Source organism: Streptomyces sp. NBC_00299 (assembly GCF_036173045.1).
Taxonomy (GTDB): Bacteria; Actinomycetota; Actinomycetes; order Streptomycetales; family Streptomycetaceae; genus Streptomyces; species Streptomyces machairae.
The window spans coordinates 1,598,969-1,615,963 of sequence record NZ_CP108039.1; the positions used below are offsets into that span (position 1 = coordinate 1,598,969).

Consider the following 16,995-nt stretch of genomic DNA (forward strand, 5'->3'; position numbering starts at 1 on the left):
CCCTCCCCCCACGTGCCCCTCTCATGCGAAGTCCCGAAAAGATCCGAAAGGCGGTGGGAGCTGTGCGGCTCTCACGAAGAGGCCTGCTCCGCGCGGGCCTGGCCGGCACGGCCGCCACGGCGCTGGGCGGCCTGGCGTCCGGCTGTGCCGTTCCGACCGGCTCGACCGGCCGGAACATGGTCCTGTGGTACTGGGACGGCGGCCTCGGTGACACCGCCGTCGACAAGGCCAGGGCCCGCTACGCGAGCAGCGTGGACCTCCAGGCCATCAAGATCGGCGGCTATTACCGGTCCAAGCTGATCACCACGATGACCGGCAACGCCCACATCCCCGACATCGCCGGCCTCAAGGGCGAGGACATGGCGTCCTACCTGCCCAACGCGGACCAGTTCGTGGACCTCAGGACGCTGGGCGCGGACAAGTACAAGAGCCAGTACCTGGACTGGAAGTGGGACCAGGGCATCGCCGACGACGGCACGATGATCGGCTTCCCGATCGACTGCGGGCCGGTCGCGCACTTCTACCAGTACGAGGTGTTCCGCAAGGCGGGACTGGCGTACGAGCCCGCCGACGTCTCCAAGGAGCTCAACACCTGGGAGAAGTTCTTCGCGGCCGGCGAGCAGCTCAAGCAGCGGATCCCGGGGACCTCACTGCTCACGGACGTCAACAGTGTCTTCGAGAACGTCGTGCAGCAGGGCAGCAAGCGGTACGTCGACAAGGACCGGCACTTCATCGGCGACCAGGAGCATGTGCGCGACGCCTGGGCGCTCGCGGTGGAGGCCAAGCGGCGCGGGATCGTCTCGAACCTCGTCACCGGCACCCCGGACCAGATCTCCGCGGTCGACTCCGGAAAGCTCCCGAGCCAGCTCGGCGCCTCCTGGGCGACGTACGACATCAAGAACGGCAACCCGAAGACCAAGGGCAAGTGGCGGATCGCCGACATGCCGGTGCGGCCGTCCAACAACGGCGGTTCGTTCCTGTCGATCACCAAGGCGTGCCGGGAGCCCGAGCGGGCCTTCGAGATCATCGCCTGGATGCTCAACGCGTCCAACCAGGCCTCCGGTTACGTCGACGCGGGCCTGTTCCCGTCCACGCCCGCCGCGTATGGCCTGAAGCAGCTTCGCGACCCCGACCCCTTCTTCGGGGGCCAGGTGACGACGGATGTCTTCGGGCCCGCCGCGCAGAAGATCGTGGTCGCCTACAACAGCCCGTTCGACGTGGCGCTCGGGCAGCCGATCAAGGACGAGATCAAGAACGTCGGCGTCCTCGGCAAGGACCCGAAGAAGGCCTGGAGTGACGCCATGGGCAAGTGCCGGCGGATCGCGAAGCACCTGGGGGTGAGCTACTGATGGCCACCGCGTTGGACAAGCCGCCCGTCATAGCGGAGCAGACGTTGACTGCCGGACCCCGTTCGGGCTTCCGTAAGTACTGGCACCTGTACGCCGCGATCTCCCCCTTCTACCTCCTCTTCCTCGCCTTCGGCCTGATCCCCGTCGGCTTCTCGCTCTACCTCTCCTTCCACCGCTGGGACGGCCTCGGCTCGATGGAGTGGGCAGGGCTCTCGCAGTACCAGTACCTGCTGAGCGACAGTGACTTCTGGAGCTCGATCGGAACCACGCTGATCATCTGGGCGCTGGCCACCTTCCCCATGATCTTCCTGGCGATGATCACGGCCGTGATGCTCAACTCGGCGGTGCGCTTCAAGAACGTCTACCGCTTCGCGTACTTCCTGCCGAACGTCACCTCGGTCGTCGCCATCGCCATCGTCTTCGGCTCGGTCTTCTCCACCAACTTCGGCCTGATGAACGCCCTGTTGCAGGCCGTGGGGCTGGACCAGGTGGCGTGGCTGAACACCCCCTGGGGCATCAAGGTCGCCATCGCGACGCTGATGACCTGGCAGTGGACCGGCTACAACGCGATCATCTTCCTCGCGGGCCTGCAGACCATCCCGAGCGAGCTGTACGAGGCCGCCCGGGTCGACGGCGCCGGTCCCGTGCAGACCTTCTTCCGGATCACACTGCCGATGCTGCGGCCGACGCTGCTGTTCGTGCTGGTGGTCTCGACGGTCACCGGACTGCAGAGCTTCACCGAGGCACAGGTGCTGCTGCAGAACACCTCGAACGACTCGACGTTCTCCGGCGGCCCGGACCACGCGGGCCGGACGATGGTCCTCTACTTCTTCCAGCAGACCTTCGACAACAACGACTTCGGCTACGGCGCCGCCGTGGCGTGGGGGATCTTCCTCGTCGTCGTCATCTTCTCGATCATCAACTGGCGGCTGGTGCAGCGCCGGGGCGAAGACTAGGGAGGCCTGACCACCATGGCATCCATTCAAGGAACACGGCGGCCGAAGGCCATTCGGGGAACCCGCAGCCGGGGCATCGCGCTGCACGCCGTACTCGTCATCGGACTACTGCTGTCGGCCTTCCCGTTCTACTGGGCCGTCATCATGTCGACGCACACGTCGACCGAGATCTTCTCCTACCCGCCGAAGCTGCTGCCCGGCTCGCACTTCCTCGAGAACGCCCGCAGCCTCTTCGACAACATCGACTTCTTCGGCTCGATGCTCAACTCGCTGCTGGTGGCAGTGGCGGTGACCTTCCTCGTCCTGTTCTTCGACTCGCTGGCCGCGTTCGTCTTCGCCAAGTTCGACTTCCCCGGCCGCAGGCTGCTCTTCACGCTGCTGATGATCATCTTCATGGTGCCGACGCAGCTGGCGATCATCCCGCAGTTCGTGATGATGGCGAACATCGGCTGGATCGGCTCGATGACGGCGCTCATCGTGCCGGCGGCGGCCAACGCCTTCGGCATCTTCTGGATGCGCCAGTACATGAAGAGCGCGATCCACGACGAACTGCTGGACGCCTCGAAGATCGACGGGGCGAACTTCCTGCGCCAGTACTGGCACGTGGCCCTCCCGGTCGTCCGGCCGGGCCTGGCCTTCCTCGGCATCTTCACCTTCATGGCCCAGTGGAACGACTACGCCTGGCCCCTGATCGCCCTCACCAACCCGGACAACGTCACCCTCCAGGTCGCGCTGTCGCAGCTCAACGGCGTCCACGGCACCACGGACTACGGCATGGTGATGACCGGCGCGCTGCTCGCCCTCATCCCCCTGCTCATCGTCTTCGCCATCGGCGCCAAGCAGATCATCGGCGACCTCGGCAAGGGGGCCATCCGCTGATGGACCCGCTGCTGGGGCTCCGCCCCTGGGAGGCACCCGAGGTGACCTCCTGGGGGCGACTGCCCATGAACGCCGTCGACCGGCGCTCCGGAGGACTCCCCTTGGACGGCGACTGGCGTTTTGAGTTGCTGCCGACCCCGGACGCGCCGGTCGGCGGCCCCTGGTCCACGGCGTACGTCCCCGGCGCCTGGACCGTACAGGGCACCGACGACCTGCCGCAGTACACCAACGTCCGGATGCCGTTCGCCGAGTTCCCGCCCCACTCCCCGGCGGCCAACCCGACGGGTGTGTACGAGCGTGAGGTGGACGTCCCCGCCGAGTGGGCCGGACGCCGGATCGTGCTCCGGGTCGGGGCGGCCGAGAGCGTGCTGCTGGTGCATGTGGACGGGCGGCCCGTCGGCATCTCCAAGGACTCGCACCTGGCGGCCGAGTTCGATCTGACGGGAGTGGTGCGCGCCGGGAAGCGGGCGACCGTACGCCTGACGGTGGTGAAGTGGTCGGACGCCTCGCACATCGAGGACCAGGACCAATGGTGGCACGGCGGGATCACCCGCTCGGTGCTGCTGTACGCGACGGACCCGCTGTATCTCGCGGACGTGACCGTGCGGGCTGCCTTCCGTGGGGAGCTACGGGTGGACTGCCGGGTGCGGGACGCTCGCGGTGCGCTTCCCTCGGGGTGGTCCGTCAGCGGGGAGCTGGACGGTCAACTCCTCGTGCAGGACGGTGAGTTCGACCGTTTCAATGCCGAGGACGAGCGCGTCTCCGACTTCCTCGGCGAGGCCCGGATGCGCACGACCGTCGAGGACGTGCGCACCTGGAACGCGGAGACGCCCGAGCTGTACGGCCTGACCGTCCGGCTGCACCGCGCCGACGGCACGGTCGCCGACACCTCCCACCACCGCGTCGGCTTCCGCGACGTCGAGATCGTCGGCCGGGACCTGCTGGTCAACGGCGAGCGGGCCTTCATCCGGGGCGTGAACCGGCACGACTTCCATCCGCTGACGGGGCGGACGGTGTCGTACGACGACATGCGCGCCGATCTCGTCCTGCTCAAGCGGTTCGGGTTCAACGCGATCCGCACCGCGCACTACCCGAACGACCCGGCGCTGTACGACCTCGCGGACGAGCTCGGCTTCTACGTCGTCGACGAGGCGGACATCGAGTCCCACGACCACGCCCACGAGATCGCCGACGACCCGCGCTATCTGAACGCCTTCGTGGACCGGGTCTCGCGCATGGTGCTGCGCGACAAGAACCACCCGTCGATCATCATCTGGTCGCTGGGCAACGAGTCCGACTACGGCGCGAACCACGACGCGGCGGCCGGCTGGGTACGCCGGCACGACCCGACGCGGCCGGTCCAGTACGAGGGCGCGGCCAAGCTCGACTGGGCGGCGACGGACGACGCCTCCGACATCGCCTGCCCGATGTACGCGCCGGTCGAGGACTGCGTCGCCCACGCCCTGTCCGGCCGCCAGACCAGGCCGCTCATCCAGTGCGAGTACTCACACGCGATGGGCAACAGCAACGGCACGCTGGCCGACCACTGGGCTGCCATCGAGGCCACCCCGGGTCTTCAGGGCGGGTTCATCTGGGAGTTCTGGGACCACGGAATTCTGCAACGCGTGAGCGATGGCAGACCTGCCGGGCGCGCGGGCGCCGGGCTCTACGACAACGGTGTCACCGCGCCCGGGTACCGCTGGGCGTACGGCGGTGACTTCGGCGAGTCCCACCACGACGGCGCGTTCATCGCGGACGGCATGGTGTTTCCCGACCGCACGCCCAAGCCGGCGATGTACGAGCACCGGGAGATCGCGGCGCCGGTGCGCATCGAGTGCTTCAAGCACGAGGGCATCGTGCTCGGCAATCACCAGCACTTCCGGGGCCTGGACTGGCTGGCCGGCGAGTGGCGGCTGGACCTCGCCGACGGCACGACGCTCACCGGGCCGGCCGAGCTGCCGAACCTGCGCCCCGGGGAGACGGGCGTCGTGCCGCTGCCCTTCGGGGTGCCGCAGGACGGCGGCGAGGCCTGGCTGACGCTGCGCGTGACGGTGGCCGAGGACCAGCCGTGGGCGCCGCGCGGCACCGAGGTGTGCGTGCCGCAGATCCGGCTGCGCGGGCCCGCCGTGGTCCCGGACGTTCCGGTGGACGGGCAGGTCGAGGTGGACGGCGAGGGGCTCCTCGTCCATCCGCTGCTGACGGCGGCACCCACGCTCTCGCTGTGGCGGGCGCCCACCGACAACGACGAGCTGGGCGGCACGGCCGGGCGCTGGCGCAATTGGGGACTCGACGCGCTGGTGCGCAAGGTCGTGTCCGTCCGGCAGGACGCCGAGCGAAGCGAGATGGGGGTCCCCCCGGCCGGAGGCTGGGGGAGCGTGACGGTGGTGGCCGAGTACGCGGGCACCACGGGTGTCGTCCGGCACCGGCAGGTGCTCACGCCCGTCGAGGGCGGCGTCCGCGTCGACGAGGAGGCCGAGCTGCCGGAGACGTTCGACGACGTGGCACGGGTCGGCACGGTCTTCGAGACGGGCGCGGGGCTCGATCTGCTGGAGTGGTTCGGGCAGGGCCCGTGGGAGTCGTATCCCGACCGCAGTACGGGCGCGCCCGTGGGCCATCACTCGGTGCCCGTCGACGAGTTGTTCACCCCGTATCTGCGTCCGCAGGAGAGCGGAGGCCGACACGGTGTACGGCGGTTCACGCTGTCGGCGCCGGACGCCACCGGACTCCTGGTCGGCCTTGACGAACCCCGCCAGGTCTCCGTGACCCGCTACCGCGCCGAGGACCTCACCTCCGCACGCCACCACGACGAGCTGGTCCCGCGGCCCGGCTGCGTGGTGCACATCGACGCCGCGCACCGGGGCCTGGGCACAGCCTCCTGCGGGCCCGACACCTCACCGTCGTACCTCGTCGCGCCGGGCGTCCATCGCTGGAGCTGGACCCTGCGCGTTCTCTGAACTCCCCCCACGCCCTTCGCTGTCACCCCTCGTGGATCCCACGGATCTCACGGATCTTCTTACGGAGCACACGTGTGTACTTCGCATGACCATGCCCAGGGCGAGGCCGAGCAGGCCGGTGCCGGAAGACGCGGTTTCCTGCGCGCGACCGCGCTGCTCGGCGCCGCCGCCGCGGCGGGGGTCGCGCTGCCGGCCGTGGCCGAGGCGTCCCCGGTCACGGCCGGCCGGCGTCCGGACGCCGACAGCCGCCGCTTCACGCTGGCCGTGATGCCCGACACCCAGTACCTCTTCGACGGGCCGAGCATCAACGCGGCGCCCGTCGAGGCGTCCCTGCGCTACCTCCTGGAGCACGGGCGGGAGGAGAACATCGTCTTCCTGTCCCACCTCGGCGACCTCACCGAGAACGGCGCGAAGGACGAATGCGCCGCGATCGGCAAGGCGTTCGAGCTGCTCGACCGCAGGGGCGTCGGCTACAGCGTCCTCGCCGGCAACCACGACGTGAAGTCCTCCACGGACGACCAGCGCGGCTCGACGCCGTACCTGGACACGTTCGGTCCGCGGCGCTTCGAGGGCAAACGCACCTTCGGGGGCGCGTCCTCGGACGGCTACAACACCTACCACCTGTTCCGCGCGGCCGGCCGCGAGTGGATGGTGCTCGCCCTGGACTGGCGGCTGTCGGCGAAGGGCTACGCCTGGGCGAAGGACGTGCTCGCCCGGCACCCGAAGACACCCGTCATCCTCACCACCCACGAACTGGTCGTCCAGGACGACGCGTTGTCGTCGTACGGTCAGCAGCTGTGGGACCAGCTGGTCAAGGACCACGACCAGATCTTCCTGACCCTCAACGGGCACTACTGGCCCGCGGGCCGGGTCACGCGCCGGAACGCGGCGGGCAACGACGTCCACCTGCACCTGACGAACTATCAGAATCGCTACTTCGGCGGCGCGGCGATGATCCGCCTCTACCGCTTCGACCTCGACCGGAACGTCATCGACGTCGAGACGGTCTCCCCGTGGATCCTGGGCCGGGCCGCGAAGGGACTCAACGAGCTGGAGCGACAGGAGATCGAACTCAGCGGCGACGCCGACCGTTTCTCCGTCGGCATCGACTTCGAGGACCGCTTCTCCGGCTTCGCCCCGGTGCCCGCCCGCCCGGCGCGCCCCGCGTCCAAGATGCTGATCCGGGACACGGCCGCGTACTGGCGCTTCGAGTCGCCCGTCGCCGGCACCGTCCGTGACCTGTCCGGCCACGGCAACGACCTCACCGTGGTCTCCGTGGGCGGCGGCAAGCTCGGCTGGTCGGCCGACCACCACCCGGACCAGCCCGGCCACGGCAGTCTGGAGTTCCAGGGCTTCAAGTCCCCGCTGAAGGGCGCGTATCTGCGCACGGTCGACGACGCCCCGCTCAATGCGGCCGCCTTCAGGAACGGTTACACCGTCGAGGCCTTCTACCGGCTCCCCGCCGACTGGGACGCCTCGCACAACGCCTGGGCGGGCCTGGTCAGCCGTACCGGCACGGGTGGGGCCGCCGGCAAGACGGAGGGCGACCCCGACGAGCCGCTCGCCACGCTGTCCCTCTCCGACGGGCCCGGCCCGCAGTGGGCGGTCCGCCCGCTCAACCAGCAGGGCATCGCCACCAACTGGGGCGACGAGACCGCACGCGAGACCTGGTGGCACGTCGCCGTCGTCAACGACGGCAGGCACACCACGCTGTACGTCCAGGGCTGCCCGGTGGCCCGCAATCCGCACGCCACCTCGATCGGCCTCACCTCGGTCGGGCTGCCGTGGCTGCTCGGCGGCTACGAGTACGGCGGCAAGATCGACCAGATCCTGTACGGCCGCCTCGGCGACGTCCGGATCGTCGCGCGGGCGCTGCCCGTCACGTCCTTCATGAACCACTGACGCCCGCCCGAGGATGAACATGACTGAGCAACAGCTGCCCACGTGGGCCGACCCGTCCGTCGCCTCCGCCGACCTCGACCCGCAGGGCGTCTCCCGACGGGGACTCCTGCGCCGCGCGGGCCTGTTCGGCGCCGCGTTCGCGCTCGGATCCGCGGCCGTGCCCGCTGCGGCGTCCCCGCGGGGGTGGGGCGGCGACGACCCGCGCCTCGCGTACCTCGTCGGCGACCACCACATCCACACGGTCTACAGCCACGACGCCAAGTACACGTTCTCCCAACTGGCCGCCGCGGGCGCCAAGTACGGGCTGGACTGGATGGTGTTCACCGAGCACTCCAACTTCGGGCACGCCAAGTACGGTGCCGCGCTGGAGCACGAGGAGATCCTCAAGGCGCGCGCCGAGAACCCGCGCCAGCTCATCTTCCAGGGCCTGGAGTGGTACATCCCGGCCGCCGAGCACTGCACCGTCTTCGCGGCGCCCGGCCGGCACGAGGTCGACCTGCTCACCCGGTTCGAGAGCGCCTACGACGGCAAGCTGCTCGGCTACGACAAGGGCGGCCCCGCCGACGCGGACACCGCCCGCAACGAGGCCCACGCCGTCAAGGCCATCAAGTGGCTGGCTCAGCAACGCCGCGAGGGTTACGTCGACGACGTCCTCGTCCTCGCCAACCACCCGCTGCGTCTGGGCATCGACTCCCCGCACGAGATGCGCGGCTGGCGGGACGCGGCCCCCGAGATCATGATCGGCATGGAGGGTGCGCCCGGCGCCCAGGGCGCGGCCATCCCCGGCCTGCGCGGAAGCACGTCCATGCGCGGCGAGTACGAGAACAAGCCCACGGCACAGTCCTGGCCGGGCTACCCGGCGGAGGCGTATCTGACCTACGGCGGCTTCGACTGGGCGACCGCGACGGTCGGCGGGCTGTGGGACTCGATGCTGGCGGAGGGCCGGCTGTTCTCGATCACCACGAACTCCGACGCGCACCGCATCGTCTTCGACACCTGGCGCAACGGCGACTGGCCGGCGGGCCAGAACTTCGACAACACCGGCAAGCTCCCGGACCCGGTGAACACCGACACCCCGCAGCCGGGCAGCGACTTCTGGCCGGGCCAGTTCAGCCGCACCCACGTCGGTGTGACCCGCTACGGCCACCGCGCGGTGATGGCGGGCCTGCGCGCGGGCCGGGTCTGGCTCGACCACGGGCATCTGCTGGACGGCCTCGACGTCCGCCTCAAGCGGGACTGCGACCACGGCCGCGGCGTCACCCTGGGCGGCCGGCTGCGCGTACGCCAGGGCGAGAAACTCACGCTGAACATCACGGTGACGACGGCCTCCCGGCCCAACCCGCAGGGCATCCTGCCGGAGTTGGCGCACGTCGACGTCGTCCGGGGTGCGGTGCGCGGCCCGGTGGCCGACCGGGACGCCTGGCAGGCACCGGACACCAAGGTCGTGGCGACGAAGGACGTGAGCGGTCGCAAGGGGACGTACACCCTGCGCATCCCGCTGACCGCGGGCAGGGAGTCCTTCTACGTCCGGCTGCGCGGCAGCGACGGCAACCGCAACGGCACGGGCTACCTCGGCGCGTCGGTCGACCCGCACGGCCCGATCCCGCACGCGCCCGGAGACGGTGACCCGTGGACGGATACGTGGTTCTATTCGAATCCCGTATTCGTCGACGTGGCAGGAGCCTGAGGATCTGATGATGCGTCAATTTCTCGTCCCCGTCAGCTTATTGGCTGCTCTCGGGCTCGGCGCGGGTACCGCCTCCGCGGCCGGTGACCCGCAGTGGGCCGAGTCCGGCACGGCGTACACCGACACGCTGGGCGGCGGGCAGGGTCTCGCCGCCCGGGCGGACGGCTCGCTCCTCTACCGGGGCATGACCGACATCCCGCTGGACCTGAGGATCAAGGGCTGGAACCACGTGGGCGACCCGGACATCGCCCGGGGGCACGTCTTCGACGCCTACCAGGGCCCGGACACGGCCACGTCCAAGATGTTCGCGGTGACGACCCCGGCCGGGAAGCGCTACGAGTACGTCCACCAGCTCAACCCGGGCGAGAAGCTGAACAACTCCTTCGCCACCGTCTCGCCCGACGGGCAGTGGCTGGTGTCGGGCGAGTGGGGCGACCAGCGAAGACTCCAGGTCTTCCCCGCTCCCCTGCTCAACCCCGCCACGCCACCGACCGGCGGAGACCTGAAGGAGGCCTGGCAGATCAGCCTGGACAAGCCCGTACGCGACATCCAGGGCTGCGACTTCGTCACCGACACCCGCCTCGTCTGCGCGTCGAACGACGTCTCGGGCACCCTCTTCCCGGAGATCCGCCCCCTCCTCCAGGTCGACCTGCCGCGCAAGGTGGACGGCCAGCCGATGACGGGCGCGGTGAAGAGCCTGTTCGCACTGCCGCAGCGCAGTGTGTGCACGGGCACGTTCGAGACGGAGGGCGTCGACTACGACGTGAACAGCGGCACGTTGCGGGCTCAGATGATTCCGCCGGGGGTGTGTGCGGTGGCCACGGCCGTGTACGCGTACAAGCAGGGGACCTGAACGACAAGTACGCGACACCTCTCGGCCATTGACCTGCCGGCAGCCGGAAACACCCGCACACCGGGATGATCTGGGGCACGATGGGGAATGGCCGTTGCACGGCCACACAGCATGCCGCAGCGGGCGGGGGCTTCGAGAGGGGGCCGCGCATGCTCAAAGACGTGTTCACGGGGGACGGACGCCGATTAGCCGTCGAGATCAGTGGAGATCCCGGCGGCTCTCCGGTGTTCCTGCTGCACGGCACGCCCGGCAGCCGGCTCGGCCCCGCGCCCCGGCCGATGCTGATCTACCACCAGCGAGTCCGGCTCATCACGTACGACCGCCCCGGCTACGGCCCCTCCGACCGGCTCTCCGGGCGCCGGGTCGCCCATGTCTCCGCCGACGTCGCCGCCATCGCGGACGCCCTCGGCATCGAGCGCTTCGCCGTGGTCGGCCGCTCCGGCGGCGGCCCGCACGCCCTCGCCTGCGCCGCACTGCTGCCGGACCGGGTGACCCGGGCCGCCGTCCTGGTCAGTCTCGCCCCGCGGGACGCCGACGGGCTGGACTGGTTCGCGGGCATGACGGCATCCAACGTCAACGAGTACACCAAGGCGCTGGACGGGCCCGACCAGCTGGAGGACAGCCTGCGAAAGCGGTCCGTCGACATCCGGTCGGACCCTCGCAAGCTGCTGGCGCAACTGCGCTGGGAGCTGACCGAGTCCGATCTGCGGGTCGTCTCGGACGCGGGGATCCGCGCGATGCTGCTGCGCAACTACCGGGAGGCGCTCAGCGTGTCCGCCGACGGCTGGGTGGACGACGCCCTGTCGTTCTGCAGCCCATGGGGCTTCTCCCTTGCGGACATCTCCGTACCCGTCCTGCTGTGGCACGGCGAACGGGACGGGTTCTCGCCGGCCAGCCACACCCGCTGGCTGGCCGAGCGCATTCCGGGCGGCCGGGCCGTCCTGCAGCCCGAGGAGGCGCACTTCGCGTCGCTGCGGGTGCTGCCCGACGTCTTCACCTGGCTGCTGGGCGGACGCTCGCGGCTGACGGCCGAGCCCGCTTGAGTCCCCTACCGGTCACACGGCCGGCGGCTCCAGGTCCCGGTGGATGCGCTTGCCCTCGCGGACGCTCACCGTGTGCGGATGGTTCTCGCCGAGCAGCCGTACGAACTCGGCGTGGGTGCTCTCCTGGAGCTGGTCGGACTCGGGGATGCGGCCCAGCGCGCGCAGGGTCACGCCCAGGTTGGCGCGCGAGACGATGGTGTCCGGGTGCTCGTGGCCGAGGGTGGGCTGGAAACCCGCGACCGCCATCCGCTCCAGGTCCTCCGCCTGGCGCAGCTCGTTCAGCTCCGCCAGCACATTGGCGAGGTTGACGGCACAGGCGAGCGTGTACGGGTGACGCTCGCCGAGCGCCTCCTTCAGGGTGTCGAGGTTCTTCTCCAGCAGCGTCCGCGCCCTGTTCGCCTCGCCGGAACCGCGCAGGAAGATCCCGAGGTTGTTGACGGCGGCGAGTGTCGCCGGATGCCGCTCGCCGGGCGCCGTGCGGTACTGCCGCACGATGTCCTGCGCCAGCGCCAGAGCTTCCTCGCGCGCGCCAGTGGCGTACAGGTCGGTCGCGTAGTTCAGGGTGCAGTCCAGCACGTCGGGGGTGGACGCGGGTGTGTCCCGCAGCCGGTAGTGCTCGCGGGTCTGCTGGGTGAGCGCCCGCGCCTCGTCCACCCGGCCCGCCTTGCGCAGCGACACCGCGAGGCTCTTCGCATTGCGCAGGGTCTCCGGGTAGGTCTCGCCGAACAGGCCCTTGTACGACTCGTAGCTGCTGCTCAGCAGGGAGATGGACGGCTCGTACTCGCCGGTCTCGCGCAGGTCGCGGCCCAGGTTGGTGATGCTGATCAGGGTGTGCGGATGCGCGGCACCGAGGTCGTTGCGCCGCAGGTCGTAGATCTCCTGGTCGACGTCACGGGCCTTGGTGTAGTGGCCGAGCAGTCTCAGGCACACGGCGCGGTTGTTGTTGGCGCTGAGGGTGCGCGGGTGATCCTCGCCGAAGTTCTCCTTGAAGCCAATGTAGGCCTCCTTCGCCAGCTCCAGGGCGTCCTCGAACCGGCCGATGCTGCCCAGGTCGGTGGCGAGGCCGCTGGCCGTCATCAGGATGTGCGGATGGCCGGGCGTCAGCAGGGCGCGCTGCTGGGCGAGGGTGTCGGAGCCCAGCTCCTCCGCCTCCACGTACTTGCCGAGCGAGCGCAGCACGTTCGCGATGTGGAACCGCAGGTGCAGCAGCTGGGTCCGGAGTTCCGTCGCGTAACGCCGTTCCTCGGCGAGGGTGCGCGGGGCCCGCGGGTCCCGTAAGCCGGCCGGCTGCGGCGCCGGTGTCGGCCCGGCCGGCTCCCGCTTCTCCAGGTCGGCGATCCTGCCGCGGCTGACCGTCAACTGGCGTTCCCAGAGCTGCCGCAGGCCATGGGCGAAGGACAGCGCGGCGTTCAGGTCGCCGCGCTTCCACAGGTAGCGGACGCGGTCGATGAGCAGCTGCCGGGTCTTCGGCTCGTCGCAGGTGCTGGCCTCGGAGGCCTCCAGGTGCGGCCAGATCGCGGCGAAGATGGGCTGGTTCTTCGGGTCGTCGATCGGCTCCTCGCCCGACGGGCGGGCACCTGCCAGGATGCGGTGCACGACGTGCTGGGCGTCCTCCTGCTCCCGGGGCGTGAGCTGGGAGCGGATCACCGCCTGCACCAGCCGGTGCACCTGGATCGACTCGGTGGCCCGGTCCACCTTGGCGAGGGCGAAGCGGCCTATCTCCCGGATCACCCGGCCGAGGACCATCCTCTCCTGGAGCGACGGGTCCAGCTCGGCCAGGACGCTCGTCATCTCGTCGCCGTAGAGCAGCTCCATCGAGATGGGTTCGGCGGCGAAGAAGGCGCACAGCTGGAGCAGGCGCACCGCCGCCGGGGAACGTTCCTTCAGACGGTCGATGGAGACGTTCCAGGTGGCGCCGACCGGTTCGGGGTAGTTCGCGGGCTGGCTGAGCGAGAGCACCCGCTCCGCCTGGTGCTCCAGTTCGGTGAGGTAGGTGTCGACGGGCGTGCCGGTCTCGGCCAGCCAGGCGCCGGCCTGGTCGAGGGCGAGGGGCAGGTCGCCCACGGCGGCGGCGACCCGGTCGGCGTCCTCCGTGCTGAGGTCGGCGGCCCGGCGCAGCAGATGCTCGATGCTCTCCTCGCGCAGGAACGGGTCGATCTCCAGGGCCTCGCCGAACTGCAACCAGGTCTGGTTGCGGGAGGTGACCAGCACATGGCCGGCACCGCCGGGGAAGTGTTTGCTCACCTCCTGCGGCTCGTCGGCGTTGTCGAACACCAGCAGCCAGCGCAGCGTCGCGGACGACTGCCGCAGATGGTCGCAGACCTCCTGGGCGGCCTGGGCGGCGTCGTCGCCGATCCGCAGCCCCAGCCGGCGGGCGAGTTCGGTGAGGGAGGACACCACGAGCTCGTTCTGCTCGGAGGGGATCCACCACACCAGGTCGTAGTCGGCGGCGAAGCGGTGCACGTACTCCAGCGCGATCTGCGTCTTGCCGACGCCGCCCAGCCCGTAGAGGGCGTACGGCGCCGGGGAGGCGCCCGAATTGCTGCTGCCGAGCCCGTCGCGGAGCCTCTCCAGCAGTGCGCTGCGGCCGGTGAAGGAGGAGTTGCGCGGCGAGACGTTCCAGAACTTGGGCACCGTGTCCGGGAACCGGGCGTCCCGGAACGCCGACTCGTCGGTCAGCTCGGCGGGCAGCGGCGGCTTGCCGAGGGCCCGCAGCAGCGCGGAGGCCGCGTTCCGCTCGCTGGTGCGCACCAGGTCGACCGAGGGCCGCTCGCTGAACGTGGGCGCCGGGCGCAGGTCGCCGACCCGCACGGCGACCACCTGCCGGCGGCCCGAGAGATCGCCGCCGGCGGCCGCGTCCCACACCTGGCGGGCCCGCGCGGAGCGCTGGAACGCCGGGGAGAGGACGAAGACGGTGCGGTCGGCGGGCTTCTCCGCGCCGTCTCCCTCGCAGCCGACATATCTGCGCGACACCTTGAAGCCGGCCCTGGACAACTGGGTGGCGATCCAGTCGGCCCACATGCGGTCCTCGGACACATAGCTGAGGTGCAGGTCGGCCGGGAGCGCGAGCCGGGGGCGGGCGAACTTCGACGCGACGGCCTCGCGCACCTCCTCGGCCATCCGCGGCAGAGCTATGACGGCCTGATCGCTGATCACGCCGGTGAGCCGCTCGAAGGCGGCCAGCAGGGACGTGGCGTTGCCGGCCTCGTCGCCGAACGTGGCCAGCGTCTCCTCGTAGGCGTAGTAGGGACGGTAGGGAACCTCCACCGACCCCCAGTAGCCGGTGAGTTCCTCCTCGGCCATGCCGGTGGGGAACCCGTCGAACTTGGCGCGGGCAAAGGCGCGCCCGGCGTCCGCTTTCTCCTTCTCGCCCTCGTCGATGCGCATGGGCACGGGCAGGATGCGGATACGGCGACGGCGATACCGGTCGCGGATGTCGTGGGCGACCGCCGCGGCGCCGTCGATGCTCTGGTCGCTGAGGGTGAAACAGTCGACCAGGGTGTCGGGCAGGTGGGCGGTGCAGACGTCGGCGATGTCGGACAGTCCGGTGCGGCTGTCGACGAGGACGTAGTCGTAGTTGTGGCGCATGTCCTCGCGCAGCGCGTCGAAGAAGAGTCCGCCGCCGAGGTCGTCGTAGAAGTGGTCCCAGTCGAAGGTGCTCACGAGCGCCGAGTAGTCGCGGTCCTGCCGCCCCGCGGACACCAGGTCCAGGGTGCCGGGCTCGGCGAAGGGCCAGTCCAGGGAGACGGCGTGGCGCTGGATGCGGGCGTAGTCCAGATGCCAGTCCGGCGGCCGCTCGTCGGTGTCGTCGTCGCCGTCGCCGGTGGCCGCCCAGGCGTACTCCTTGAGCATGTCGATGACGCCGGTGGTGGCGCCGATGGTGGCCGGGTCGAGGAACGGGTGGAAGAAGCGGTGCAGACCAGGTGCCTCGAGGTCCCAGTCGACGGCGAGGACGCGTTTGCCGTTGGCGGCCAGGATCCATGCCGTGTTGGCGAGGGCCATGGTCCGGCCGGTGCCGCCCTTGTACGAATAGAACGTGACGATGCGGCCGGCCCGGCCGTCCTGTTCGTCAAGGCTGCTCATCGCGGTCTTCCTCCTCGGCGTTCCGGCGGTGTCCCTGGGGTCGGCTGTCCTGGCTGTCCTTCCCGCACAGCCGGAATCGCTCGGTGCCCTGTCCGGCCGGTGGCCGGGGCTGGGCCCGCTTGCGGTACTCGCCCTCCGCCCACTGCACGACGTCGGGGAGGACCTGGTCGAAGGTCTTGTGGTCCGGCACGCCCCGGACCGCGGGTCTGCACGCCTGCCGGCCCAGCCGGATGCGGCGCGGCAGGGTGGCCTCGGCCTGGGCGGCGAGTTCGTACTCGGCCTCGTCGCTGTCGGGGTCGTTCTCGTTCCACGGCACCACCAGGCCGGTCGGCGGCAGATCACTGCTGTCGAACTCGCCCAGGGCGGACCGGTGTTCGGGATCGCGCAGCACCCAGCGGTCGAGGAGCACGACCTCCGGCCCTTCGGCGGGACCCGCGGTGTGGTCGAACTCGCGGACGTCGGGACGGAATTCGAGGCTCTCGGCGATGTCGGCGGCGATCCGGGCGAGGGGCCGGCCGGACGCCGGGTGGTAGGGGTTCCAGTCGACGGCCGAGGGGCCGTAGTAGTCGGGCGTGCGGCCTTCGGGAAGCCGGTTCAGGGAAGCCGCGGCCACGCTGATGCGCAGGGTGCGCCCGGTGGTCGAGGTCTTCGTGGGGGCGGCCGCGAAGGCGTCGGGTGCCGTGCTCAGCCCGGCGCGGTCGCCGTGCTCGACGACGACGCTGTCGCCCACGTCGACGATCCGCCGGGCCAGATGCAGGACCGCTTTCTCGTAGTCGCTGCGGAAGGCTCTCAGCTTGGCCAGCCCGTAGAGCCCCAACGTGCGGTAACGCTGGCCGAGTTCGGGGTGGATGTACTGCACTTCCCTGACGGATTCGGGGAGCCGGCGGTCGGGCACGGGCGACCACAGGGCGGGCACCACCCCGCTGGGATCACCGGGTTGCTCGGCGTCGACGTGGCGCGCCGGGCGGCTGCTGAAGGCCGCCCACTCCTTGCCGCACCACGAACTGATGAAGTATCGCGGCGAGTAGAGCGGCACGAACACCCGGCAGCGGGCCAGTGAGTCGCCGAGTTCGCTGCTCCAGATCTGCCCGGTCCGAATCGACCCGTCCATGAATCCCGGCGCGCCCGGGTGGGCCGTCATGTGCTTGATGTGCTCGCACAGTTCCTGGAAGAGACGGTGGACCCACAGATCCGGGTTGACCGAACCGGAGCCGTCCTGTGGCATGCGGGCGTAACTGAGAAAGAAATAGGGGGCGGTGGCATCCCCCAGATGTTCCGTCGGCTCCACG

At 70.2% G+C, this 16,995-nt stretch carries 10 protein-coding genes; 8 read left to right on the plus strand and 2 right to left on the minus strand.

Annotated features, from left to right (window positions below; all coding sequences use genetic code 11):
• Window positions 1-62: 62 nt before the first annotated feature.
• The 8 genes from OHT51_RS06980 to OHT51_RS07015 all read left to right on the plus strand — a co-directional run bounded on the left by OHT51_RS06980 (window position 63) and on the right by OHT51_RS07015 (window position 11,623).
• Window positions 63-1,349 carry an ABC transporter substrate-binding protein gene (locus OHT51_RS06980; protein ID WP_328878017.1) on the plus strand — a complete coding sequence of 429 codons (1,287 nt, stop codon included), beginning with the start codon at window positions 63-65 and terminating at the stop codon, window positions 1,347-1,349.
• Window positions 1,349-2,305: a carbohydrate ABC transporter permease gene (locus tag OHT51_RS06985; protein WP_328878018.1), complete on the plus strand. Its 957-nt coding sequence runs from the start codon at window positions 1,349-1,351 to the stop codon at window positions 2,303-2,305. Before OHT51_RS06980 ends, OHT51_RS06985 begins: the two co-directional genes overlap by 1 nt.
• Before the next feature lie 15 nt (window positions 2,306-2,320).
• Window positions 2,321-3,184, plus strand: coding sequence for a carbohydrate ABC transporter permease (locus OHT51_RS06990; RefSeq protein WP_328878019.1), 864 nt, complete (start codon window positions 2,321-2,323; stop codon window positions 3,182-3,184).
• Entirely contained in the window at window positions 3,184-6,138 is a 2,955-nt protein-coding gene (locus OHT51_RS06995; protein WP_328878020.1) for a glycoside hydrolase family 2 TIM barrel-domain containing protein, read from the plus strand. The genes OHT51_RS06990 and OHT51_RS06995 overlap by 1 nt, the downstream gene beginning before the upstream one ends.
• Window positions 6,139-6,210: 72 nt before the next feature.
• Window positions 6,211-8,040, plus strand: a complete 1,830-nt coding sequence (locus OHT51_RS07000) for a LamG-like jellyroll fold domain-containing protein (RefSeq protein WP_328878021.1) — start codon at window positions 6,211-6,213, stop codon at window positions 8,038-8,040.
• A gap of 19 nt (window positions 8,041-8,059) precedes the next feature.
• Window positions 8,060-9,727, plus strand: coding sequence for a PHP domain-containing protein (locus OHT51_RS07005; protein WP_328878022.1), 1,668 nt, complete (start codon window positions 8,060-8,062; stop codon window positions 9,725-9,727).
• A 7-nt stretch (window positions 9,728-9,734) separates the two neighbouring features.
• On the plus strand, window positions 9,735-10,580 hold the full coding sequence (locus OHT51_RS07010; protein WP_328878023.1) for a hypothetical protein: 846 nt from the start codon (window positions 9,735-9,737) through the stop codon (window positions 10,578-10,580).
• A 149-nt stretch (window positions 10,581-10,729) separates the two neighbouring features.
• On the plus strand, window positions 10,730-11,623 hold the full coding sequence (locus tag OHT51_RS07015) for an alpha/beta fold hydrolase (RefSeq protein ID WP_328878024.1): 894 nt from the start codon (window positions 10,730-10,732) through the stop codon (window positions 11,621-11,623).
• A 12-nt stretch (window positions 11,624-11,635) separates the two neighbouring features.
• On the opposite strand, the gene fxsT is transcribed toward OHT51_RS07015, so the two are convergent.
• Together fxsT and OHT51_RS07025 are read right to left on the minus strand one after the other, a co-directional pair.
• A complete protein-coding gene (fxsT, locus tag OHT51_RS07020; RefSeq protein WP_328878025.1) occupies window positions 11,636-15,706 on the minus strand; it encodes an FxSxx-COOH system tetratricopeptide repeat protein in 4,071 nt (1,356 codons plus the stop codon).
• A complete protein-coding gene (locus OHT51_RS07025) occupies window positions 15,693-16,994 on the minus strand; it encodes a TIR-like protein FxsC (RefSeq protein WP_328878026.1) in 1,302 nt (433 codons plus the stop codon). Before OHT51_RS07025 ends, fxsT begins: the two co-directional genes overlap by 14 nt.
• Window position 16,995: the final 1 nt, after the last annotated feature.